This is a genomic window from Chitinophaga sp. W3I9 (assembly GCF_050434025.1).
Classification (GTDB): Bacteria; Bacteroidota; Bacteroidia; order Chitinophagales; family Chitinophagaceae; genus Chitinophaga.
Map to the genome: position 1 here is coordinate 4,777,589 of NZ_JBNPWC010000001.1, position 22,483 is coordinate 4,800,071.

19 protein-coding genes are annotated in these 22,483 nt (G+C 49.3%); 9 read left to right on the plus strand and 10 right to left on the minus strand.

Annotation, left to right across the window (positions count from 1 at the left end; all coding sequences use genetic code 11):
- The first annotated feature begins 17 nt into the window (after positions 1 to 17).
- From QFZ51_RS19575 to QFZ51_RS19615, 9 genes are all read left to right on the plus strand, one after another.
- Positions 18 to 1,499, plus strand: a complete 1,482-nt coding sequence (locus QFZ51_RS19575; protein WP_370910869.1) for a RagB/SusD family nutrient uptake outer membrane protein — start codon at positions 18 to 20, stop codon at positions 1,497 to 1,499.
- 105 nt (positions 1,500 to 1,604) lie between these two features.
- Positions 1,605 to 4,298, plus strand: a complete 2,694-nt coding sequence (locus QFZ51_RS19580) for a c-type cytochrome (protein WP_429048170.1) — start codon at positions 1,605 to 1,607, stop codon at positions 4,296 to 4,298.
- Between the two features lie 29 nt (positions 4,299 to 4,327).
- Positions 4,328 to 5,392 carry an aldose 1-epimerase family protein gene (locus QFZ51_RS19585; protein ID WP_429048172.1) on the plus strand — a complete coding sequence of 355 codons (1,065 nt, stop codon included), beginning with the start codon at positions 4,328 to 4,330 and terminating at the stop codon, positions 5,390 to 5,392.
- 14 nt (positions 5,393 to 5,406) lie between these two features.
- Positions 5,407 to 6,606 (plus strand): class I mannose-6-phosphate isomerase, encoded by a 1,200-nt coding sequence (locus tag QFZ51_RS19590; protein ID WP_429048174.1) that lies wholly within the window; start codon positions 5,407 to 5,409, stop codon positions 6,604 to 6,606.
- 18 nt (positions 6,607 to 6,624) lie between these two features.
- Positions 6,625 to 7,665, plus strand: coding sequence for a sugar phosphate isomerase/epimerase family protein (locus QFZ51_RS19595; RefSeq protein ID WP_429048175.1), 1,041 nt, complete (start codon positions 6,625 to 6,627; stop codon positions 7,663 to 7,665).
- Positions 7,666 to 7,691: 26 nt separating this feature from the next.
- The gene (locus tag QFZ51_RS19600; RefSeq protein ID WP_429048177.1) at positions 7,692 to 8,843 is read left to right on the plus strand and encodes a Gfo/Idh/MocA family protein; all 1,152 of its coding nucleotides are present in this window, start codon (positions 7,692 to 7,694) and stop codon (positions 8,841 to 8,843) included.
- Between the two features lie 82 nt (positions 8,844 to 8,925).
- Positions 8,926 to 9,717: a 3-keto-disaccharide hydrolase gene (locus QFZ51_RS19605; protein ID WP_429048179.1), complete on the plus strand. Its 792-nt coding sequence runs from the start codon at positions 8,926 to 8,928 to the stop codon at positions 9,715 to 9,717.
- 212 nt (positions 9,718 to 9,929) lie between these two features.
- Entirely contained in the window at positions 9,930 to 10,457 is a 528-nt protein-coding gene (locus QFZ51_RS19610) for a 5' nucleotidase, NT5C type (RefSeq protein WP_429048181.1), read from the plus strand.
- Between the two features lie 42 nt (positions 10,458 to 10,499).
- The gene (locus QFZ51_RS19615) at positions 10,500 to 11,048 is read left to right on the plus strand and encodes a pyridoxamine 5'-phosphate oxidase family protein (protein ID WP_429048183.1); all 549 of its coding nucleotides are present in this window, start codon (positions 10,500 to 10,502) and stop codon (positions 11,046 to 11,048) included.
- 3 nt (positions 11,049 to 11,051) lie between these two features.
- Here the strand turns inward: QFZ51_RS19615 and QFZ51_RS19620 are convergent, their stop codons facing one another.
- The 10 genes from QFZ51_RS19620 to QFZ51_RS19665 all read right to left on the minus strand — a co-directional run bounded on the left by QFZ51_RS19620 (position 11,052) and on the right by QFZ51_RS19665 (position 22,482).
- Positions 11,052 to 11,384, minus strand: coding sequence for a hypothetical protein (locus QFZ51_RS19620; protein WP_429048185.1), 333 nt, complete (start codon positions 11,382 to 11,384; stop codon positions 11,052 to 11,054).
- Positions 11,385 to 11,397: 13 nt separating this feature from the next.
- Positions 11,398 to 12,081: an LLM class flavin-dependent oxidoreductase gene (locus tag QFZ51_RS19625; RefSeq protein WP_429048187.1), complete on the minus strand. Its 684-nt coding sequence runs from the start codon at positions 12,079 to 12,081 to the stop codon at positions 11,398 to 11,400.
- Positions 12,082 to 12,166: 85 nt separating this feature from the next.
- Positions 12,167 to 12,547, minus strand: coding sequence for a PH domain-containing protein (locus QFZ51_RS19630; RefSeq protein ID WP_370910859.1), 381 nt, complete (start codon positions 12,545 to 12,547; stop codon positions 12,167 to 12,169).
- A 135-nt stretch (positions 12,548 to 12,682) separates the two neighbouring features.
- Positions 12,683 to 12,868, minus strand: coding sequence for a hypothetical protein (locus QFZ51_RS19635; RefSeq protein ID WP_370910858.1), 186 nt, complete (start codon positions 12,866 to 12,868; stop codon positions 12,683 to 12,685).
- A gap of 69 nt (positions 12,869 to 12,937) precedes the next feature.
- Complete coding sequence (locus tag QFZ51_RS19640) at positions 12,938 to 13,813, minus strand: sialate O-acetylesterase (RefSeq protein ID WP_429051592.1); 876 nt, start codon at positions 13,811 to 13,813, stop codon at positions 12,938 to 12,940.
- A complete protein-coding gene (locus QFZ51_RS19645) occupies positions 13,803 to 14,390 on the minus strand; it encodes a hypothetical protein (protein ID WP_429048188.1) in 588 nt (195 codons plus the stop codon). Before QFZ51_RS19645 ends, QFZ51_RS19640 begins: the two co-directional genes overlap by 11 nt.
- On the minus strand, positions 14,366 to 16,213 hold the full coding sequence (locus QFZ51_RS19650) for an alpha-1,3-galactosidase-related protein (protein ID WP_429048189.1): 1,848 nt from the start codon (positions 16,211 to 16,213) through the stop codon (positions 14,366 to 14,368). Before QFZ51_RS19650 ends, QFZ51_RS19645 begins: the two co-directional genes overlap by 25 nt.
- An 11-nt stretch (positions 16,214 to 16,224) precedes the next feature.
- A complete protein-coding gene (locus tag QFZ51_RS19655; RefSeq protein ID WP_429048190.1) occupies positions 16,225 to 17,763 on the minus strand; it encodes a RagB/SusD family nutrient uptake outer membrane protein in 1,539 nt (512 codons plus the stop codon).
- A gap of 11 nt (positions 17,764 to 17,774) precedes the next feature.
- Complete coding sequence (locus QFZ51_RS19660; protein ID WP_429048192.1) at positions 17,775 to 21,083, minus strand: TonB-dependent receptor; 3,309 nt, start codon at positions 21,081 to 21,083, stop codon at positions 17,775 to 17,777.
- A gap of 199 nt (positions 21,084 to 21,282) precedes the next feature.
- Entirely contained in the window at positions 21,283 to 22,482 is a 1,200-nt protein-coding gene (locus QFZ51_RS19665) for a FecR family protein (protein ID WP_429048193.1), read from the minus strand.
- Position 22,483 lies beyond the last annotated feature (1 nt).

A 22,483-nucleotide genomic window follows, 5' to 3' on the forward strand; every position in this document is an offset into this window, starting at 1 on the left:
AAAAAAAGAATAGCAACATGAAAACTAAGATACCTTTTATCGCGCTGCTTGCGATCGCACTGAATGGATGTACTAACATGCTGGATGTAAAGCCAAATTCTTTTTCCAGCGGATCCAACTATTATACTACCGAAGCACAGGTACTCCGTGCGGTGAATGGCTGCTACGGCGTACTACAGGAATTCTATACCGGCGACTACTGGGCGATGGCGGAAATGAGAGCTGATAATACCAACTACCAGTATGATGAAAGTGACCGTGGCGCGCAGCAACGCGAAGAGATCGACGAGTTCCTGATCACTCCCACCAATAACTATGTGAACAATGTATGGACGCAGATATACAGAAACATACAGCAGTCCAACGTAATTATTACCCGTATTGATGGCGTAAAATTTTCCAACGACGCAACTAAAAAGCAGTATCTCGGTGAAGCTAAATTCCTCCGGGCCTTGTACTACTTTCACCTGGTGCGCCTTTTTGGCGGCGTGCCGTTGCTGGTGAAGGAAGTAGCAAGCCCGGATGAGGCTTCCACTCCGAAAAAAGCCACCGTGGAAGAAGTATATGCCCAGATCATTGCGGATGCCACAGAAGCCGCTGCCAACCTGCCTGCCAGCTACTCCGGCGGCGACATCGGCCGGGCTACCAAAGGTGCTGCACTTACTTTACTGGGTGAGGTTTACCTGACCATGAAAGATTATCCAAAGGCAGTAACCACCTTACAACAGGTAACCACACTGAACTATTCACTGGTAGATAATTACGCAGATAATTTTGATCCGGCGAAGAAGAACAATTCAGAATCCATTTTTTCGGTTCAGTACAACTCCGGCATCGAAACAGAAAGCAGCAATTATATTTTCAACTTCGGTCCACGCAACGGTAAAAAAGACCTGACCGGCTTCAATGGCAACCTGGGCGGCGTAAACATGCCCACTCCCAGTATTGTGAATGCGTACGATGCAAAGGACAAAAGAAAGGATGCATCTATTTTTATGTACTCCAGTCCGACCAATGCTGCTTTCGCAGAATCAGTTGCCTTTGGTGGCAAACTGCCGCTGATCCGGAAGTTCTATCATCCACCTTATGCGCTTGATGGCCGTGCGAATGAAAACTGGCCGGTGTACCGTTACTCCCAGGTGTTGCTAATGCTTGCAGAAGCCATCAATGAAACCGGTACCGGCAACCCGCTGCAATATATCAATCCCGTGCGTCAACGCGCTGGGCTGGATCCTTTACCGGCTTTAAGTCAGAGCGCTTTCCGCGATACTGTTTTTCACGAGGTGCGTGTAGAACTCGCCTTTGAAGACAATCGCTGGTATCAGTTGCTTCGCACCGGTAAAGCCGTTTCCGTAATGACTGCCCACGGAATAGAAGAAAAGAAAAGGCTGACCAGGCTCAGCCCGGCATCATATAACATACAGCCGTTCCAGTTATTATTTCCAATTCCTGAAAGAGAAATCAGATTGAATGGATTTGAACAAAATACCGGCTGGTAAAAAAAGTTGAAAAAAACGGGAAAACGTTTACTATATTACTACAGCTATAGTAAACGTTTTCCCATATCAATAGCATCAACTCAGGAACCTATTCAAGATTATATTATGACCACGTTACGTAAAAGAGCTTTCCCGCTGCTGTTGTTGGTTTCCACCGTTCTGATGACCGGTGTGGCCTGCAATAACGGAAACGACTCAACGTCAGAGACCAAGCTAACCGGCAATCCGAAAATCGATGCCCTGAAATTACCTGATAATTTTAAGGCAGAGCGGTTGTACAGTCCGGGCGACAACAACCAGGGCTCCTGGGTGTCAATGGCCTTTGATGACAAAGGGCGCATGATCGTGTCCGATCAGTATGGTTTTCTTTACCGGTTGCAGCTCCCTGCCGTAGGGGAAGATTCTGCCAAGCTGAAAATAGAACAGCTAAGGATTGGCAATGATACTTCCACACAAAAAGTATCTATGGGTTATGCACAGGGGCTGCTGTATGCCTTCAACAGCTTGTATGTAATGGTGAATCACAACAGTGACGACCGTTTCGACAAAGGCAGCGGATTGTATCGTTTACAGGATACCAACGGCGACGACCAGTTTGATAAGATCACCCTGCTGAAAGCACTGGAAGGCGAAGGAGAACACGGCCCGCACAGCATTGTATTATCTCCGGATAAAAAATCCATCTATGTGATTGCCGGTAATTTTACCAAAATTCCGGAGATGAATAACTATAAAGTGCCGCCATCCTGGAACATCGACAACGTGTTACCATTTATCAAGGATCCTAACGGTCACGATAATACGGTAAATACACATGGCGGATGGATAGCGCACATCGATTCTACCGGTAGCAACTGGGAACTCATCAGCTCCGGCTACCGTAATCCCTTTGATCTTACTTTTAATGATGCCGGTGATATGTTCACCTATGACTCAGATATGGAATGGGATTTTGGTACCCCCTGGTACCGTCCTACCCGTATATGCCAGGTAACCAGCGGCAGCGAATACGGATGGCGTCCGGGTACGGAGAAATGGTCTCCCGCCTATCCCGATAACTTACCACCGCTGCTCAACATTGGCCAGGGCTCCCCTACCAACCTGATCTATGGCGGCAATGCGCGGTTCCCGGAGAAATACCGCAAATCATTATTTGCATTCGACTGGAGCTTTGGTATCATCTATGCCATCAGCTTACAACCGGATGGCGCTTCTTACAGGGCAGGCGCAGAAGAATTCCTGTCGGGTTCTCCACTGCCATTAACAGATGGTATGATCGGCCCTGACGGTGCATTGTATTTCCTGACCGGTGGCCGCAGACTGGAGTCTGATCTCTACCGCGTATACTACAAAGACAATAAGGAAGATAACGCACCTTTGGCTGCAGCAGCGCCTACAGAGGGCGCTAAGATCCGCAAACAGCTGGAAGCCTACCACGGTGGTGCAAAAGAAGGGGCAGTTGAGTTTGCATGGCCTTACCTGAAAAACAGTGACCGCTTTATCCGGTTCGCTGCAAGGATAGCCATCGAAAATCAACCGGTAAGTCAGTGGCAGAATAAATTGTTACAGGAAAAAGATCCTGAAACACTGATCCAGGGAGCGATAGCGCTCGCGCGCCAGGGCAAGGAGGATGTAAAGAAGCTCCTGTTGCCGCAACTGATGACCATCAACTATGCGCAGTTGTCGCCTTCCCAGCAGATTGACCTGCTGCGTGCTTTTGAACTCGTATTTGTGCGTATGGGTAAACCGGATACAGAACAATCCGCGCAAATAGCCGCCTACCTTGATCCGCAGTATCCTGCCACTACCAACGATCTGAACAGGTCGCTGAGTAAAGTACTGGTATATATCAATGCCCCCAATGCTGTGGAAAAAACAATGGCGTTACTGGCCAGTGCCAAAGATGATACCGCTGCCGCTAAAACTGCCATGAAATCAGCCGACCTGATCATGCGTAATCCGCAGTACGGACTGGACATTGCCGGTATGTTATCTAAAATGCCACCCTTACAGCAAACCTGGTATGCAACGGTATTAAGCCAGGCTAAAAGCGGCTGGACACCTGAATTACAGGAACAATATTTCCATTGGTTTTATAACGCCTTCACTTTTAAAGGCGGGCATAGTTTTATTGGCTTCATCAACAACGCCAGGAAAAACGCGTTAGCCAATGTGCCGAAAAAAGAGTTCGCACACTTCAACCAGATTTCCGGCGACTCCCTGTTAAACAGTGGCGGCAACCTGGCGGCAGGCTTTGCGCAACCAAAAGGCCCGGGCAGGAGATGGACGGTAGAAGAAGCACTTAAAATAGTGGACAGCGCTACCACCAAACGTGATTTTGAACAGGGACGGGCAATGTTTGCCACGGCGTTATGCAGCTCCTGCCATGGCATGCGTGGTGAAGGCGGCGTAGCCGGACCGGATCTAACGCAGCTGGGTACACGTTTTTCCAATAAAGATATTCTCGAAGCAATTATTGAACCCAGCAAAACCATCTCCGACCAGTACGAAGCCACCGTATTTTCTTTAAAGAACGGCAGCTCCGTAGTAGGACGGCTGGTAAGCCAGGACAAGGATAAGTATGTGATTTCACAGAATCCATTTGCCACACAGGATCAGCGCGAACTGCTGAAGAAAGATGTAACCGGAACAAAAGCATCCAAAGTTTCAGTGATGCTGCCAGGGTTAATTAACCGTTTGAATGAAGAAGAACTGAGGGATTTAATGGCTTATCTGAAATCCGGCGGCAACAAACAGGATTCTGTTTTCCTGGCTCCAAAGCAGCTGGGTCGTAAATAATATTTTTTTGGAAGATAAATAACGCGCGGATGGCATTGAATAATCAGTCGTGGCAACATAAACTCTCGAATCATTTTCAACTGGGAGGTATAGAAACGGCGGTGCTGGACAACGGCCCCGGAAGGGGCACCCGCATCGCCTGGATCAATACCGGTACCGGGCTGCGTTATAAGGTGGTCATCGACCGGGCCATGGATATTGCAGATGCGTTTTATCATCAGCATAGCCTGGCCTGGTTAAGCCATGGCGGCATTACTGCACCTACCCGCGGGGCGAACAAAGGTTTGGACTGGCTCCAAACCTTTGGCGGTGGATTGATTACCACCTGCGGACTGATGCATGTTGGTGGGCCGGAAACCGATGAATATGGAGAACGCGGTTTGCACGGACCTGTCAGCAATACGCCTGCTGAAATTGTTTCCATCATACAACCCGACCCTGTGGCCGGACAGATGGAGATGAGCATTACCGGGACCATGCTGCAAACCAGCGTACTCGGGGCAAAGCTGATGCTGAAACGCACTATTTCCGGCACACTCGGTAAAGCAGAGATCCGGGTACATGATGAAGTAGTGAACAGGGGCAATATCACTGCGCCGCATATGTTATTGTATCATTTCAATTTCGGCTGGCCGCTGGTAGATGAAGGTGCGGACATTTGCTGGAAGGGAAACTGGGTTTCCCGGGAAGGTAATCCGGATCACATTTTTAATGCGGATCACAACTATAAAAAATGCCTCGCGCCGCTGGACAGTCATGCCGGCAGCGGTGAAGAAGCCGCGATCATTGATCCCGTGGCGGATGCCGGCGGATGGTGCACCTGTGGTGTGCACAACGCGGCACTGCAACTGGCTTTTTCACTGCGGTTTAAAAAAGCGCAGTTACCGGTGCTTACCAACTGGCAGCACTGGGGTAAGGGCGAATATGTGATGGGGCTGGAACCCGGCACCCATCCGCCTACCGGGCAGGCAAAGGCCCGCAGGGAAGGTACGCTGCTATTCATGGAACCGGGCGAACGCCGTGAATATGAATTGCAGATAGACCTGTTGCATACCAACGAAGACATCAAATCATTTCTCACTGATCTTTTATAATCATTTTAAAGCTCATGGAAAAAACAAGCTTAGCAGAAAAAGCACTCGAACAGGGACAAGGGATTCTCCGGCTGGCACCAAACTGGGTACCCAGATCATTTTGTGTGCCAGGACGGCGGATCAAATTACACCCGGACGATTATTACGTCCTGGGAGGCGAACGTGGCGGCATCGATGAACGTTGGTTGTCGTCTACCACTCCGGCAAAGAACGGCCCTTTAACAGGCGAAAATGAAGGTTTAAGCATGGTGGTAGTAAACGATGGCAGGGGTACGCAGCAATTTTTACTGAAAGATGCCATTAGTGCGTTAAAAGATAAACTGATCGGGAAACGTTTATGGGATACTTATGGCGCGTGGCCGATGTATTCCAAGTTCTTCGATAACATGGGACCGCTCCCCCACCATATTCACCACAACGATGAAAAGGCAGCACTGATCGGACAGGCCGGCAAGCCCGAAGCTTATTACTTTCCGCCGCAGCTGAATAATCATGGCGGTGATTTCCCTTATACTTTCATGGGTATTGCTCCCGGCACCACCCGCGAACAGATCAAGGAATGCCTGTTGAATTTTACCAAGGGAGATAATAAGATCACGAACTACTCACAGGCTTACCGCCTGGAACCGGGCACCGGATGGGATGTTCCGCCGGGACTGCTGCATGCGCCAGGTAGCTTGTGTACTTACGAACCACAAAAAGCTTCCGATGTATTTGCGATGTACCAGTCGCTCGTAAACGAAGCCATTGTTCCTGAAGTATTGCTCTGGAACGGTACGCCCAAAGAAAGCATCGGCGATTACGATGCATTGATGGACGTGATTGACTGGGAACTGAACGTGGATCCCAACCAGTTCCAGAACCGCTTCATGCCGCCTGTAACAGCTGCTAACGGGGAAGGATATACGGAGAACTGGGTGTGTTACAAATCGGATGCTTTCAGCGCCAAAGAGCTGACCGTAGCTCCAGGCGCCACGGTAGTTATTAAAGACAGCGCCGCCTATGGCATCATCCTCATGCAGGGGCACGGCAAAATGGGCGTATGGGATATTGATACGCCGGCGCTGATCCGCTATGGGCAGTTAACCAACGATGAGTTTTTTATCAGCGAAGCAGCGGCTGTTGCAGGAGTGAAAATCGTCAACCACTCCGCTACTGATCCGATTGTGATGCTGAAACATTTTGGTCCGGGTAACCCCGACCTCGTGTTATAATCTTTTAAAAACGACGTTATGAAAGATAATAATTATCCAAAGCTGCACAACGCCACCTGGCCGGGCATTGTAGGAAAAGGAGATGGCGCGGAGCCCATCATTTCGTTTGATACATTGCTGGAAATGACAGCCAATGCGGAAGTCAATGGCGTTAAGTTTGACGGTATCGACATTGGGTTGTTTGACCCGCATGTATCCGCAGACAGCTCCGACGATGACCTGAAAAGACTGGTAGAAAAAGTTTCCTCCTATAACCTGGAGATCGGCAGCCTGGTGGCGCCAATCTGGCCTCCCAGCGGCGGTTCCGCGATGGGCAGCAAAGAAGACAGGGCTAAATTTGTAGAGCAGGTGCGGAAGTCATGCCATGTGGGCAAACGCCTCCGTGACCTCGGCATCCGGCCGGGCGGTGTGGTACGCATCGACTCTGCCTGCAGCCCGGAAGACTGGGCCAAAGATCCCGCAGGCAACACAAAGCTGATTGCGCAAACCTTCCGGGAAGCATGTGATGTTGCTGCCGATTATGGTGAGAGACTAGCCGCAGAAGGTGAGATCTGCTGGGGTGGTATGCACAGCTGGAAAGCAATGCTGGATACCCTTGAAGCAGTAGACCGGCCCAACATCGGTTTCCAGGCAGATATGTCGCACACGTTTTTATATCTGCTGGGGTATAACAGTCCGGAAGACAGGATACTGCCGGCCAACTTTGAATGGAGCGACCGCGAGGCGATCAAAGCCGGGCTCCGGAAGCTTACACAGGCGCTTCGTCCGTGGACGATCGATTTCCACGTAGCACAGAATGATGGTACCGTGCATGGCACCGGCTCCCACGATAAAACCGGCCGCCACTGCCTGGCCACTGATCCCAACGGGAAATTGAACATTGCAGAAGATGCAGGCTTCTGGCTTCGCGACGACAAAGGAGAACTCACGAAGGCAGTGAAACATATCTGCTGGGATGGTTGTATGTTCCCTAACGCCGTGATGACCCAGGCGAAAACCTGGAACGATATCCTCGCCGCCATGATCGCTGTAAGGCAACAGCACGGCTGGCAGGAATAGTTTTTTAATTATAACCCGTGACAACTATGACAACAAAGAAAGAACTGAGGATAGGATTAATAGGATGTGGCTTTATGGGCAGAACCCACTCCAATGGCTACCTGCGCGTGAAAAACTTCTTCCCGGACCTGGCATATCAGCCTGTACTAAAAGCAGTATGTTCCCGCACGGAAAGCAAGGCCAAAGCGTTCGCCGCCCAATGGGGATATGAATCCGTGGAAACGGACTGGAAAGCCCTGATTGCACGCGATGATATAGATGCTGTGGACATTTGTACGCCGAACGACAAACACGCTGAAATAGCCATCGCCGCAGCAGCTGCCGGCAAAATGATCCTCTGCGAAAAACCACTGGCACGTACACTGGAAGAATCGGCCGGCATGGTAGATGCAATTGAAAAAGCAGGCGTGCCCAATACCGTGTGGTACAACTACCGCCGGTTGCCGGCTGTTACCCTCGCCAAGCAGATCATTGACTCCGGCAAGCTGGGTCGTATTTTCCACTACCGCGCCAACTTCCTGCAGGACTGGACCATTAACGCCAACCTGCCGCAGGGCGGCGAAGGCCTCTGGCGCATGGATGCAGACGTAGCCGGTTCCGGTGTTGTGGGCGATCTCCTCTCCCATTGCATTGATACCGCATTGTGGCTGAATGGCAGTATTACCAACGTAACTGCAATGACAGAAACGTTTGTAAAAGAACGTATGCATCAGCTCACCGGTAAAGTGGAAAAAGTAAACATCGACGATGCCTGCTCCTTCCTGTGCCGCTTCAGCAACGGATCGCTCGGCCTCTTTGAATCAACCCGTTATGCACGCGGACATAAAGCGCTGTATACGTTTGAAATCAACGGCGAAAATGCCTCCATCCGCTGGGACCTGCACGACCTGAACCGGCTGGAATACTTTGATAACGCGGACGCCTCTACGGTGCGCGGATGGCGCTCCATCCATGTAACAGATGGCGATCAGCCTTATATGGATAAATGGTGGGTACCCGGGCTGGGTATCGGTTATGAGCATTCCTTTGTACACCAGGTAGCTGATTTTCTGAAAAGCCTGGAAACCGGCACACCCTGTTCTCCTACTTTTAAAGAAGCGCTGGAAACGCAAAAAGTGTGTGAGGCCGTACTCGATTCTGCCGCTTCCGGTACCTGGAAAGATACCAATGCTGCCTAACTACCGGTAACGGTTATACGCATCATTCTTTCTATCTCCCCAGGATAAACGAAAAAATACAAAACACAATAAAATATTAATTATGCTGAAAAGAACCAGTGCAATGCTTATCCCGCTGGCCGCAGCCAGCCTGCTGTTTACGACAGCCAGTTGCCAGAATGGCGCGGGCAAAACAGGCGACAGCCATACCGGCGACAGCACAGGTAACGATAAAGGCTTCGTACAGATTTTTGATGGCAAAACCCTCAACGGATGGGTAGGTGATTCTATTCACTGGCGGGCAGAAAACGGTCATATTGTTGGTCAGGTAACACCCGAAACGTTACTTAAAACCAACACCTTCCTCATCTGGCAGGGCGATCAGCCGGCTGATTTCGAACTCACCTGTGAATTCAAAATCACCAGCGGCGGCAACAGCGGCATCAACTACCGCAGCGTAATGGTGGAGAATGTACCGCATGCGCTGAAAGGCTACCAGGCAGATATTGATGGCGCCAACCGTTACACCGGTCAGAATTATGAAGAAAGAGGACGTACCACCCTTGCCTACCGCGGACAGAAAACCACCATTCCCGAAGCAACTGACTCATTGCAGAACGGCGTGAAGAACAACGCCTGGAGCGCCGCCGTGGTGACCGGTTCGCTCGGTAGCTCTGACTCGCTGCAAACATTGATTAAAAGCGAAGACTGGAATAAATGCCGGCTCGTTGTAAAAGGTAACCATCTCCAGCACTATATCAACGGTGTACTGATGAGTGATGTAACCGACAACGACACCGTAAACGGGAAGTCCAAAGGATTCCTGGGTGTGCAGGTGCATGTAGGCCCGCCTATGACAGTGGAATACCGCGATATTATGCTGAAGCGGCTTTAGACGCGGAGGTTGTCTTTCTCGGGATTACGTTGATTATGTTGATTTGGGGGATTTTGTTTTTTAGGATTTTATTTTTTTGATTAAACGGTTGCGGCGATGGTATGTTGATGCCATTACTACAGCCGTTTTTTCTTTTATGACAGTGACTTACCGGATACCTCCGTTTTCACTGCCTTTTTATTATTATATTAGCCCCACAAAAACAGGAAACAATGCAATTATCGCTTGCCATAGACATGGACGAAACCATTGCCGACCCGATTAAAAAAGCCAGGGCATGGTACTACAGGGACTTCGGCAAAACATTTACCACAGAGGAGCTGCACGGCAAAACACTATCAGATATTTTGCCGGAAGAACATAAAGCGAAGATTAAGGAATACCTGAATACACCCGGCTTTTTCCGTGACCTGGAAATATTCCCGAACGCAGTGGAAGTAATCAGAGAGCTGAATAAGAAATATAAATTGTATATCGTTTCTGCTGCAATGGAGTTTCCTACCTCCCTGAAAGACAAATACGACTGGTTGCAGGAACATTTTCCTTTCCTGGAATGGCGGCAGTACTGCCTGTGCGGCGATAAATCCATTGTTCAAACAGACATCATGATAGATGACCTGATCCGCAATTTCAGCAATTTCAAGGGCAGGCCCTTGCTGTATCATGGGCATCACAATGTGCATGTGGAAGGTTATGAGCGGATCATGGACTGGGAAGATGCAGCGAAAAAACTGCTGTAGTTAAATGTTCGTACCTTTAATGTCCACTTAAATGCCGCTTATATGGGAAAATTTTTTGACGATATTAAGCCCGTACACCAGGACTTTATTGCTGCGCAGAAATTATTTTTCGTAGCCTCCGCACCGCTGAGTGATCAGGGCCATGTGAACCTTTCACCGAAGGGGCTGGACAGCTTCCGGGTGCTTTCCCCGAGTAAGGTCGCCTATCTCGATATTGTTGGAAGTGGGAATGAAACCTCAGCACATCTCCGTGAAAACGGCCGCATCACCTTTATGTTCTGTGCCTTCGATGGGCCGCCCAATATTTTGCGCTTATACGGTAAAGGCTATACGGTGTTGCCCGGTGATGCGGAATGGCCGGAATTATCAGCCCTGTTTACGATGTTGCCTGCCACCCGCCAGATTATTGTGGCGGATATCCATAAAGTACAAACCTCCTGTGGCTTTGGCGTTCCCTTGTATGAATACACCGGGGAGCGGGATCATGCCGCCAAATGGGCGGAAAAGAAAGGTCCCCAAGGCCTGGAAGCCTATAAAGCCGAGAAGAACCTGGTGAGTATGGATGGCTTGCCTACCGAACTGGGTGCATAATCATTAAACAATATTCACCAGCGGGATGATGTATTTGCCGATCAATTCAATGGACTTCAGCAATTTTTCATGGGATAATCCTGCGTTGTCCATTTGAAATGTAATCCTGGAGATACCTCCCAGCGCTTCACTGTGGCGAAGGATCTTTTCCGCTACTTCTTCCGGGCCGCCTACCAGCAACGCGCCGGTGGGACCTACCTGGGCATCGAACTGCGCACGTGTAACCGGCGGCCATCCCCGCTCCTTTCCGATCCTTGTAAAAGTTTCGGCGTAGCCGGGGAAATAATCGCTGACAGCCTGTTGCCTGTTTTCCGCAACATATCCCAACGAATGCACGCCTACCGTTAATTTATCGGGCGAATGCCCGGCTTTTCTGCGCGGCTTCCCGGTAGAGGTCAACCAACGGGCGGAAACGGTGGGTTTCCCCTCCTATAATAGCGACCATGAGCGGTAGTCCCAACGTACCGGCACGGGCAAATGATTGGGGCGTACCGCCTACACCCAGCCAAATAGGCAACGGGTCCTGTACCGGTCGCGGATAAATAGCAATATTATTCAGCGCTGGCCGGAAACGGCCCTTCCAGGTAACTACTTCATTATCGCGGATATTCAGAAGCAGATCCAGTTTTTCGATGAAGAGCGCATCGTAATCCTGGAGACTATAACCAAAAAGCGGGTATGCTTCTATAAAGGAACCACGGCCTACCACCATTTCTGCGCGGCCACGCGAAATAATATCCAGTGTGGCGAAATTCTGGAATACCCTTACCGGGTCGGCGGCACTGAGCACAGTTACCGCGCTGGACAGGCGGATATGTTTTGTACGGGCTGCAGCAGCCGCCAGGATAACAGTGGGCGCGGAATCCAGGAATTCCTTCCGGTGATGCTCGCCGATGCCAAATACATCCAGCCCGGCATGATCGGCCATCACTATCCTCTCCAGCAGATCTGCCATTTCATCCATATTACTTTCTGCAGCCGACTTGTTATTTAAACCATTCGTAGCGGCAAAGCTATCTATTCCTACTTCCATGACCTGTCCTTTTAGAAATGGTAAATATAAACAATAAAAAAGCCACCAATGGTGGCTTCGATGTATTAAACACTTCAATAAAAAATTAGTTCAGCACGTAATGCGCCAGTACCTTCTGCACCTCGTACACATCCACCGATTTGCTGAATTGCTTTTTGATGCTGGGCAGCTCTTCACCGGAGATCCAGATCTTCAGTTCTGCATCCAGTTCAAAAGTACCGGCTGTTTCCACGCTGAACCTGGAAATGCTTCTGTAAGAGATACTGCGGTATTCTGTTTTGCTGCCGGTAAGTCCCTGCTTATCGATCAGGATGAGGCGTTTGTTGGTAAATATAAAAGTATCCCTGATCAGTTTAAATCCCAGTTCTACCCGCTCTGAATCGAGCAGCAGTTTGCCGTAATCTTTCGTTAACTGCTCCTGGCTAACGGTGGCTGCATTGCCAATAAGGCCTGAAAAAAATCCCATATTCAATGACGTTTGTTGTGGTGATGGGTTACAAGATATTACAAATATTGTAAATAACAGAGCACAATGGCGATAAATTCAGCAATTGCCACCACCCTTTAAGTACGCTTTAACCATGCTTTAAGTGCGCTTCATCTACGCTTCATCCTTGGTATTTCTCACAAGGCCAATACCCGATATGAAGAAGACAATCCCTATAACAGCAGCCACCAGCAGCTGTCGCCATTGCATACTTTGCTGGATAAAACCATAACCGGCATAAATGATACCCACTATTCCCAGGATAGTCAGGATGGTTCCGAAGAGTCGTTTTACATTCATGGCTTATGATATTTGACTGTTAATCAACAATATCTATGCCGTGCACGAAGCTATGTCAGCCGTTTGGGGTTATTGCCCCACATCTGTCCGGAACGAAGAAGCAGGCAACCCCTCTGTGTTATAAAGATCTCCCTTCACCCAATTCTTAAATGCGTATCTCACAGCCACCGGCGCTGCTACTGCGTCACACTGAACTTTCACCTGGTTGCTGTGAACGATCACCGCTTTAGCCGGATAAAAAATATGATCATTGCCCGCTATTTCAAAATGTTCCAGCGGCTTATTGTTAGCGGTTAATCCGTGTTTGGCGAAATTGAAATAAAGATAAGCCTGGCTTCCTTTGATCTTCATCTTCCTAAAAACCGGCGAAGCACAGGCAATGCCTTTCTGATGATATGTTTTTGCCAGCGCCCAGTATGAAAGGCGTTGACTCACTACGGTTTTATCCGGCGGATGGATGTATCTTTCTTCACCTGCATCAAGTATCACGGCCATACCTGCGTTGAGAATATCGTTCAGCGCCAGCAATTGTGATTCCCGCAACACGGCGGGCAGTTGCTCATGACGCGGATCAGCATACCCGTAGGGTGCTATCTGCACATAATAAAACGGCAAACGGCTCCCTCCCCACAGCGCTCTCCATTCCTTCACCATCGCCGGCAACAGTCTGCGGTAAAGCAACGGATGCTCTCTGTTTGATTCTCCCTGGTACCAGATAAATCCTTTTACGGTATAATCTGAAACCGGCAGGATCATTGAATTGAAAAGAACAGATGGTGCGCGCTCAGGATCTTTCTCCGGATCTTTGATCGTATCCGGCCGGCTGGTAAACCATGCCTCCGGGAAAACCGACAGTGTTTTTTCACTCATCCAGGATTGTATGGCGGTTCCTCCCCAATAAGTGGCAATAATGCCTATGGGTACGTGCAGCTTGTCATGCAGTATTTTTGCATACTGATACGCAACTGCGCTGAAATCCTTCGCGGTAGCGGTATCTGTGGCCTTCCAGCTGCCGTTGCAATCGGATAAAGGTACCGGTGATACTACTTTGGGTACCCGGGAAAACATGTATATCCGGATGATTGACCGCATCAGCAATAATAGCCGCTGCGTTTAAAACCGGTTGTTTATTGTATCCTTTCAACGGCATCTCCATATTGGATTGCCCTGAGCATACCCATACTTCCCCGATCAATACATCTTTCACGCTGATATGTGTTGCTTCGCTGTTAAATTCAACGGTGTACGGTCCGCCGGCACGTGGTGTAGGAATATGCAGTTTCCATTTCCCGGTGCTGTCTGCAACAGCGGTATATTTCCTGGAAGTCCAGCCGGGTGCGATGTTCACCTGGCTGCCCTTGCCCGCCCATCCCCATAGCACGGCCTTTGAACGTTGTTGTAATACCATATGGTCACTTATCACTGCAGGCAGTGATAAGTGACCGGCATGCGACTGCGGCAGGGTTCTCAACGGAAAAATGAGCAGTGCTAAAATGTTTAAAAGACCAGTTCTTCCTGACATTGTATTTCTTTCTTCTTCATAAATTTAAACTCCACATTCTTTCCCAGTAAATCAGCAGCTACCTTATTATCCTTGATGCGGACGTTCCTGCACCCTGATAGGAAAAAGGCCGCCTTGCGGGCATGATAAGGCTTATAATCGTAGCTCCTGATGAGATCATTGTTAACGAAGTGCAACCCATTTACCGATTGTGCAAATAGTATAGGATAGTCAAACGCATAAAAACTATTTCCTTCTATCTGTATATTTTTATGGTAAAGCGGTGTGCTATCGTTCATCACCGGAATTTCCGGGTAAATACTGATCACGGCTTCTGTAAACTGGTAGTCGGAGGTGTTACACGGCGCGAGAAATTTATTTCCTTTTATCAGCAAATCGGTGATAGCGCCGGATTCGTACCAGGAATTTACATCGCCGGCTATCAGGATGGCCGAACCGCTGGAGGCAAAGCTGTTGTTTTCAATGATCACCTTTTTAGGAGTGGTTACCAGCAGCCCTCTTGCACGGCAGCTTTCAAAAGAAGTATTCCTTACCGTTACCGCGGGCGTCCAGCTCATATTTTCGAGGCCATCTCCTTCATTCACATGTGCAGGTACTTCGCCCGCCAGGGTGAGTTCAAAATCAGTGGTACTTTTCTTCCTGAACGCTGTTACCTTTCCTTTGCCGATGGTAGCCAGTGAATGATGATCTATGAATGCAATATTATCGTCTGCTTCCGACCACTCCAGCCCTACGCTCATCGGCTCCATAAAGCGGCATAGCAGCTTATTTCCGGCCAGCTTGCTGATAATGCGCACATAGGTGCCATGCACGTTAATGGGATCATCCATCAGCCCGCCAAAGCGACAGCTGTCTACGCTGATATTACCGCGGCAATTGGAAAAGTGCAGTCCATCATCATGACCGCTGAAATATCTTCCCTTTGCTATATTTGGAACAATGGAGATGTTTTTAAAAGTAAGATCCGCTGTGTACTGCGATAGTATCCCTAACCCTGCACAATGGTAACCGGTCACCTTTTCCATTAAGATGTTATCGCTGTGCGTTACAAAAATCATGGCATGATCGCGGCTGTTATGCCGTAATACCAGGATGTTTCCGGGTGAAGGCTTCCGCCGGAAGGGATAATGCAACCGCACCGCGCCGTTGTCCATTGCGGTAGCTTTATATCCCCGCCAGCCCGGCCCCAGGGCGCTGGGATCATCGCCGGTTCTGTAAGCAATAAGATGCGTGTCCTTTTCGTACTCCATGATGCCGGTGATTTTACCACTCCAGCCTTCGGCGGCAAACAGCAGCTGCCCGTTTACAATGGTGTAGGGATATTGCGCCGTATCTATACGTACATCGATATACGCAGCGGTAGTATCTGTTACAACCGCCTGCGCTGTTAAGGGAAACTCCCAGTCGATGGAAAAATGACGGAGCGTAATATGGCTGCTCCGTTCAATGGTGAACGGCTGAATGCGGCCATGATACACAAATTCCGATCCGGCGCCTTCTATCACCAGCTTCTTAAATCCCGCTATCATGATAGCGTTATATTTCGGGTTGATATCCGATGTATTGGATTCATAGTATACTTTCTTTACCGCGTGCTGCGGCCAGAAATCGTAACGGCCTGCCGGGAAAAAAAGCAGCGGGTTTTCTTTTTGCCGGCAGGCTTCCAGCGCGGCCTGCACTGCGGTTACGGCGTCGGCGCGACTGCCCGGCCGTGCGCCGAAGCTGGTTACGTACACGGTGTCATAGGCAGCAGCGCCATGCGTGTATTGAGACAACAATATCACGGCCAGTAAAAGATATATCCTGTTTAAATAGCTGTGCATGATGCGGAATATTAGTAGCCGGGATTTTGTTTCAGTTTCGGATTCAGATCGATTTCTCCCTGTGGAACCGGCCAGAGATAAAGGGCATCCACGAAATGGCGGACATCCAGTTGCTGCCCCGTCATCGTTTTAATTACGGCGCCATCCATCAGCTCTTTGGCAATACCCCAGCGGCGGATATCAGAATAGTAAATACCTTCAAAGGCCAGTTCTATCCTTCTTTCGTGGCGGATAATATCACGCATTTGTTCCTTTGTTTTACCGGCGGGGATGGCAGGCATGTCTACACCTTTTCTTGCTCTCACCTGGTTGATGGCATCATACACAGCGGCATCCGGACCGTTTGTTTCATTCTCTGCTTCTGCGTACAGCAGCAGCAAATCGGCATACCGGAACACGATATAATTCAGCGGGGAATCGCCCCAGTTGAAGCCATCTACCGTTAATACATGCTTCCTTGGCAGGTAGCCGATGAAGGTTGATTTTGCACCGCCCACTTTGATATTATCATAGGCAATCCCTTTCCATACGGAGCCGGGACGGATAATAGTATAATCCAACCGCGGGTCCCTGTCTTTAAACGGATTGGCAGGCTCAAATCCCGAAGCAGGATCAGTGATCATCTTCCCGTTCTTCATCTCATAACTGTTTACAAGATCCTGTGTGGGATATGCCTGGTCCCAGCCTTTTCCGAAAGAGCTCTGTGGTGCCATAAATCCATCGAGCGGACTGCCTTCTCCTAACCCCGGCGCGGCATACTGCACATCAAATATTACTTCCGCATTGTTTTCCGCCGCCACATCGGTAAACATGGCTTCGTAATTATCATACAGGCGGTACTGACCTTTGTCGATGATCTGTTTGGCTACTGCAGCTACCTGTTGATATTGTTTTGCCAGCAACAGCGCTTTGGCTTTGAGCATCAGCGCAGCGCCCTGTGTGGCCCTGCCGGTATTGGCTTTATCATAAACGGCCGGCAGCAATTTCACCGCTTCATCACATTGTGCTTCTACAAAGGTCAGCACTTCTTCGCGGGTATTTCTGCCGGGAAGCTCTGCACCTAGTTGAAGGGTATGTTCAATCAAAGGCACGCCTCCGTAATAGTCGGCCAGGTTGTAATAAAACAGTGCGCGTAAAAACTGCGCCTCTGCCAGCAGTCGTCCCTTCAGGGCTTCATCCATTTTTATACCGGGTATTTTTTCCAGTGCCAGGTTCGATTTATAGATACCATTGTACAGCTGCACCCACTTATCATTTACCGGTGTAATGAGTGTAGGCAGCAGGTTGCCTTTGGAGATACCGCCATATCCTTCGAGGTAGTCGCTCCAGATCCAGGCGTTGGGTGTCATTCCATCCGTCATGGGGTTGTAGCCATAAATCTGGTAGTTGTGCTGCATCTGCTCATAGATAGCGGTGATGCCGGAAAGCGCGTCTGCATCCGACTGCCAGAAGTTAGTATCTGAAAGCTGATCCGAGGGCTTTGAATTCAGGAAATCTTTTGTGCATCCTGCCAGCAGGATTATATAAAGCGCAAGCGTTAATTTTTTCATGGTACACTAGTTTAGAATGAGGCATTTATTCCCAAAGAGAACGTGCGCACATTTGGATTCTCAATCTGGTAATCGGTGTAATTACCTGTTTCCGGGTCCAGTCCATTATATTTTGTCCAGGTAAAAGGGTTCTGCGCATCCGCGTACACCTGTATCCCTGAAATAAATGATTTCTTCAGCCAGCCAGCCGGGAAATTATAGGAGAGCTGCATATTTTTTACTCTCAGGAAAGAACCGTTTTGTACCCAGAAGGAAGATGCCTGCGTATTGTCGCTGTTGCTGTCTGTTGTCAGCCGCGGGATATCGCTGTTGGGGTTATCTGTTGACCAGGCGTCAAGGAAATAGGAATTGATTTCCCGGCCGTAACGTACCGCACTGGTGTACCACAGGTTCTGGTAATACCTTTTCACGCCGGCGATGCCCTGGAATAAAACAGAAAAGGAAACACCTTTGTATCCAGCCTGGAGGGTGAGACCATACGTGTATTCAGGAATTACGCTTCCCAGGTAGGTCCGGTCACTGCCATTGATAACGCCATCCTGTTTTACGTCCGCGTATTTAAGATCGCCAGGTTTATTGCTACCCGATAGTTTTTGTTTGGCCCAGTTATCAATATCATGTTGATTTTTGAAAGTGCCCTGCGCCTGGTAGCCGTACAATGCACCAATGGGCAGTCCTTGTTTAATGATAGAGTTATTACCGATACTTTGTATTACATCGGGATTACCCTGGAAACACAGCACCTTATTGGAGTTATGGCTGAAGTTACCGCTAACGGCGTATTGGAAAGACCCTACGGTATTTTTATATCCGAGTGCCGCTTCCCATCCCCTGTTCTGCACTACTGCCACGTTCTGGTAAGGTGGGGTAAGCGCGCCGTATAAAGACGACAGTGGCAACTGTACCAGGATGTTGCTGGTGCGGCGGTTGTACCAGTCGAACGTAATATCAAAATGCTCCCTGAACAGGCTGATGTCGGCCCCAATGTCTGTAGTAGCGGTACTTTCCCAGGTGATATCCGGGTTAGGTAATGCCTTTGGCGCTAAACCTGCCGACAGGCTATTGCCGAAAATATAGTTCTGTCCGGCGGCATACAAGCCCATGTACTGATACAGCCCGATGTTCTGGTTACCCAGTTTTCCCCATGATCCCCTGATCTTGATATCATCTACAAAAGACAGGTCTGCGTTACGGAAAAAGTTTTCCCTGCTCAGCCGCCATGCGCCTGAAAACGACGGGAATATTCCCCAGCGGTTGCCGGCGGCAAATCGTGAAGATCCGTCGTAGCGCAGGTTTGCTTCCAGCAGGTATTTTTCTTTGTAGTTGTAGTTCACGCGTCCGAAGTAAGAAGACAACGCATAAGAAGACGAGGTACCTCCGACAATGGGTTGCGACAGGCCCGCGCTCAGCTCCCAGGTATCATTGGAAGGGAAGCCCTGTACACTACCCGAGAACCAGGCATTCCGGCTGGTTTCCCTGCTGGCGCCCAGCAACACGGACAGGTGATGATCTTCTGCAAATGTTTTATCGTAGTTGAGCGTTGTATAAAAAGTAAGTGCCAGGCTGTTATCATTTCTTTGATACAATGTAGAAGGAACAGAGGCATTGCTTACGGTTACTTCATCCTTCTGGAAGTTCCATAGATTCTGCACAGCGCCGGAATATTTGTATTGCTTGCTTTCCTTGTTATATATTTCCGCGCTGCCGTTTACCTGCCATTTCAGGTCTTTCATAATTTCCCATTCGCCGTATAACTTGGCGAAAGAGTATTGGCCCACCTGCGGATAAAACCAGGTATCCATGTACTGCTGCGGGTTAATGGCATTGGGACTTTCATCATCTGTGTTCCTGCCGCCATATCTTGTTACACCGTCTTTCGTCATGGTGGGCGTTACACCCGGTACGGAGTTGGCGCTGTAATATAACAAGGTGGTCACATCAAAGGGTTCGTTCACCTTATTCCAGTAAGAATTCAGGTTGGCGCCAATTTTTATCTTATCACTTATTTTGTGGTCCAGGTTCAGGCGCAGGGTATACTTGGTAGCGTCTGTGGACTCCATGATCCCTTTGTTATAGAGATATCCCATGGAGAGATAATAGTCTGTTTTCTCATTTCCGCCGCTCACAGACAGGTTATGCCGGGTGATAATGCCCTGGCCGAAGATCACGTCCATCCAGTTGGTATTGGGAAACAATACCGGATCGGTGGCATTCTTCCAGGCGTCGATAGTAGCGGGTTTGAACAGGTCCGTATTATCCGGGTTATCCGCTTTCTGGATGCGGTTCATGAGCCGCATGTAGGTAACGTAATCGGTAACCGGTTCAAAGAGATGCGTGGCTTTTTGTACGCCCGCAGATCCGTTGTAGTTGATCACCGTTTTACCTTTTTTACCTCTTTTTGTGGTAACGAGGATAACCCCGTTTGCCGCGCGCGAGCCATAGATGGCAGCGGAGGCCGCATCCTTCAGGATGGAGATGCTGGCCACATCGTTGGGATTCAGGTTATTCAGCGAACCTACGATACCATCAATGAGTACCAGGGGATCTGAATTATTGAGCGTACCTACGCCACGGATGCGCAGCACGGCGCCATCGCGGCCCGGCTGACCTGAAGTTTGCGACACAGAGATACCGGCAGCAAGTCCGGACAATGCCTGTGACACATCTGTAATGGCGCGGTTTTGCAGCTGCTGATCGTAGTTAATGGAAGATACAGAACCGGACAGGTCTTCTTTACGTTGTGTGCCATAGCCTACCACTACTACTTCACTGAGGCCGGTATTGGAAGGTGAAAGCACAATATTCACCGTTGTTTGCCCGGCCAGCGGTACTTCTTTCTTTATATAACCCAGGTATGAAAATACCAGCACGGCATTGTCCGGTGCGCTCAGGCTGTAGTGGCCTTTTTCATCCGTAGCAATGCCTGTGGAAGTCCCTTTTACCTGGATGGTAACACCCGGTAGCGGTTTCCCGGTGACGGCGTCGGTAACTGTTCCGGTAACATTGGCTGCAACGGGCAATACCGGCGCCTTTGGCTTTACGATAATGATTTTCTCCTGTATGGCATAATCGAGCGGCTGATGTGCGAAGCAGATATCCAGTACATCTCGGAGTGCCGCGTTCTTTACATCGAGCGTTACAGGCACCACCTGTTGCAGGTCTTCACTGGTATAAATAAAATTGTAGCCGGTCTGACTCCGGATTTCAGTAAAGATTTCCTTTAAAGAGATGTTCCTGCCGGATATGGTTACCTTTTGAGCGCGGGCGGTAGCACATACCTGCAGACATGCAGCGAGCAATACAATAGCTGTGAGTTGCATAACCTTTGCAGTTAAGGAATTGAGAAGGCACAGGATTCCCCAGCCTTTGAAATGAGCATTCAAATACATACATTTGATTTGGGATAAAAGATTACGGTTACCAGAAAGAATTGTTTTCTTTTGCCTTACAGACCGGGAGCATTAGGCCGCTTCCGGTTTTTTTGGCTGTTGTTACAGTCAGCTGTTCATAACTAGTGTTTTAAGGTGTGACAATTATTTTTCCATTGTTCATTGTAAAGTGTACTCCGCCTGTTTTCTCGAGTACTTCCAAAACGGTTGACACATTCACGTCGCGTGGGATGGAGCCGGTAAAATGACGTTGGATATTACCCCGGATCTCCACAGCTATATTATATTCTCTTGACAATTGCCGCATTACGGTATGGATATCATCCTGTTCAAACCAGAAGAGGCGGTTTTTCCAGGCCATCACTGCATTCAGGTCGGCGTTTTTCATCACGCGGATATTCCCCTGGCGGCGCAGCTGCGCCTGTTCCCCGGGCTGCAGCAATGCGGTGGAATTGCCTCCGCTTACCTTTACAGCGCCTTCCAGCAGGGTGGTATTGATAACTGCTTCATCTTCATACGCCATGATATTGAAATGAGTTCCAAGCACCGTTACCTGCAGGTTATTCACGGTGACTAAAAAAGGTTTGTCTGCGTTTTTCGCTACCTCAAAGTAGGCTTCCCCGGTTAGTGTTACCTGCCGTTGCGCCCCTGTGAAGGCTGCCGGGAAACGTAAGGTAGACGCGGCATTCAGCCATACCTTGGTACCATCCGACAAGGTTACCTGGTATTGCCCGCCGCGCGGCGTGATGATGGAATTATACAGTGGTTCAGCAGACGCCCCTGCCGCAGAACTGTACACCAGGCTTCCACCGGCAGACTGGATGATTTGTGTTTGCCCCTGGTGGGTAAGCAAGCCGCTGGAAACGCTGTCTAATGTAACAGACGCACCATTTGCCAGGATAAGGATGGCTTTTTTCTTTCCCGGTGCGGCATCATTCCGGGGGGTATGCGCAACAGCGTTGTGCGCCACCGGCCTTGTGGCAGGAGAACGGGAATACCAGCGCCACATGCCTCCTGCCAATAACAGGAAAACTACTGCGGCAGCCACCTGGTAAGGCAGCCATCTCCGTGCTTTTACTTTGTGCATTGGCAGCGGTGGCGTGATGCGGGTACTTACCGCATCGATCACGTCCTTGTGCATAGCATACAGCGCTTCTTCCTCCGGGTGGTCATCGGTGGCCACCTGGTTGATCATCTCCGAAAATATTTCCCTGTATGCATCCTTCTCCGCATAGTCCATCAACAGGATGATTTCATCTTCACTGCAGCGGTTTTCCAGAAATCTGGCAAATAATTCTTTTAAAAAAGATTCATCAGGATCTTGGTTCATA

Bases quoted from the DNA above. Each gene is read 5' to 3' on its own strand.
- QFZ51_RS19655 (WP_429048190.1), bottom strand. From the start codon at position 17,763: ATGAAAAAATTAACGCTTGCGCTTTATATAATCCTGCTGGCAGGATGC.
- QFZ51_RS19615 (WP_429048183.1), top strand. From the start codon at position 10,500: ATGGGAAAATTTTTTGACGATATTAAGCCCGTACACCAGGACTTTATT.
- QFZ51_RS19625 (WP_429048187.1), bottom strand. From the start codon at position 12,081: ATGGAAGTAGGAATAGATAGCTTTGCCGCTACGAATGGTTTAAATAAC.
- QFZ51_RS19650 (WP_429048189.1), bottom strand. From the start codon at position 16,213: ATGCACAGCTATTTAAACAGGATATATCTTTTACTGGCCGTGATATTG.
- QFZ51_RS19585 (WP_429048172.1), top strand. From the start codon at position 4,328: ATGGCATTGAATAATCAGTCGTGGCAACATAAACTCTCGAATCATTTT.
- QFZ51_RS19580 (WP_429048170.1), top strand. From the start codon at position 1,605: ATGACCACGTTACGTAAAAGAGCTTTCCCGCTGCTGTTGTTGGTTTCC.
- QFZ51_RS19605 (WP_429048179.1), top strand. From the start codon at position 8,926: ATGCTGAAAAGAACCAGTGCAATGCTTATCCCGCTGGCCGCAGCCAGC.
- QFZ51_RS19635 (WP_370910858.1), bottom strand. From the start codon at position 12,868: ATGAATGTAAAACGACTCTTCGGAACCATCCTGACTATCCTGGGAATA.
- QFZ51_RS19595 (WP_429048175.1), top strand. From the start codon at position 6,625: ATGAAAGATAATAATTATCCAAAGCTGCACAACGCCACCTGGCCGGGC.
- QFZ51_RS19575 (WP_370910869.1), top strand. From the start codon at position 18: ATGAAAACTAAGATACCTTTTATCGCGCTGCTTGCGATCGCACTGAAT.
- QFZ51_RS19590 (WP_429048174.1), top strand. From the start codon at position 5,407: ATGGAAAAAACAAGCTTAGCAGAAAAAGCACTCGAACAGGGACAAGGG.
- QFZ51_RS19665 (WP_429048193.1), bottom strand. From the start codon at position 22,482: ATGAACCAAGATCCTGATGAATCTTTTTTAAAAGAATTATTTGCCAGA.
- QFZ51_RS19600 (WP_429048177.1), top strand. From the start codon at position 7,692: ATGACAACAAAGAAAGAACTGAGGATAGGATTAATAGGATGTGGCTTT.
- QFZ51_RS19660 (WP_429048192.1), bottom strand. From the start codon at position 21,083: ATGCAACTCACAGCTATTGTATTGCTCGCTGCATGTCTGCAGGTATGT.
- QFZ51_RS19610 (WP_429048181.1), top strand. From the start codon at position 9,930: ATGCAATTATCGCTTGCCATAGACATGGACGAAACCATTGCCGACCCG.
- QFZ51_RS19630 (WP_370910859.1), bottom strand. From the start codon at position 12,547: ATGGGATTTTTTTCAGGCCTTATTGGCAATGCAGCCACCGTTAGCCAG.
- QFZ51_RS19645 (WP_429048188.1), bottom strand. From the start codon at position 14,390: ATGTCAGGAAGAACTGGTCTTTTAAACATTTTAGCACTGCTCATTTTT.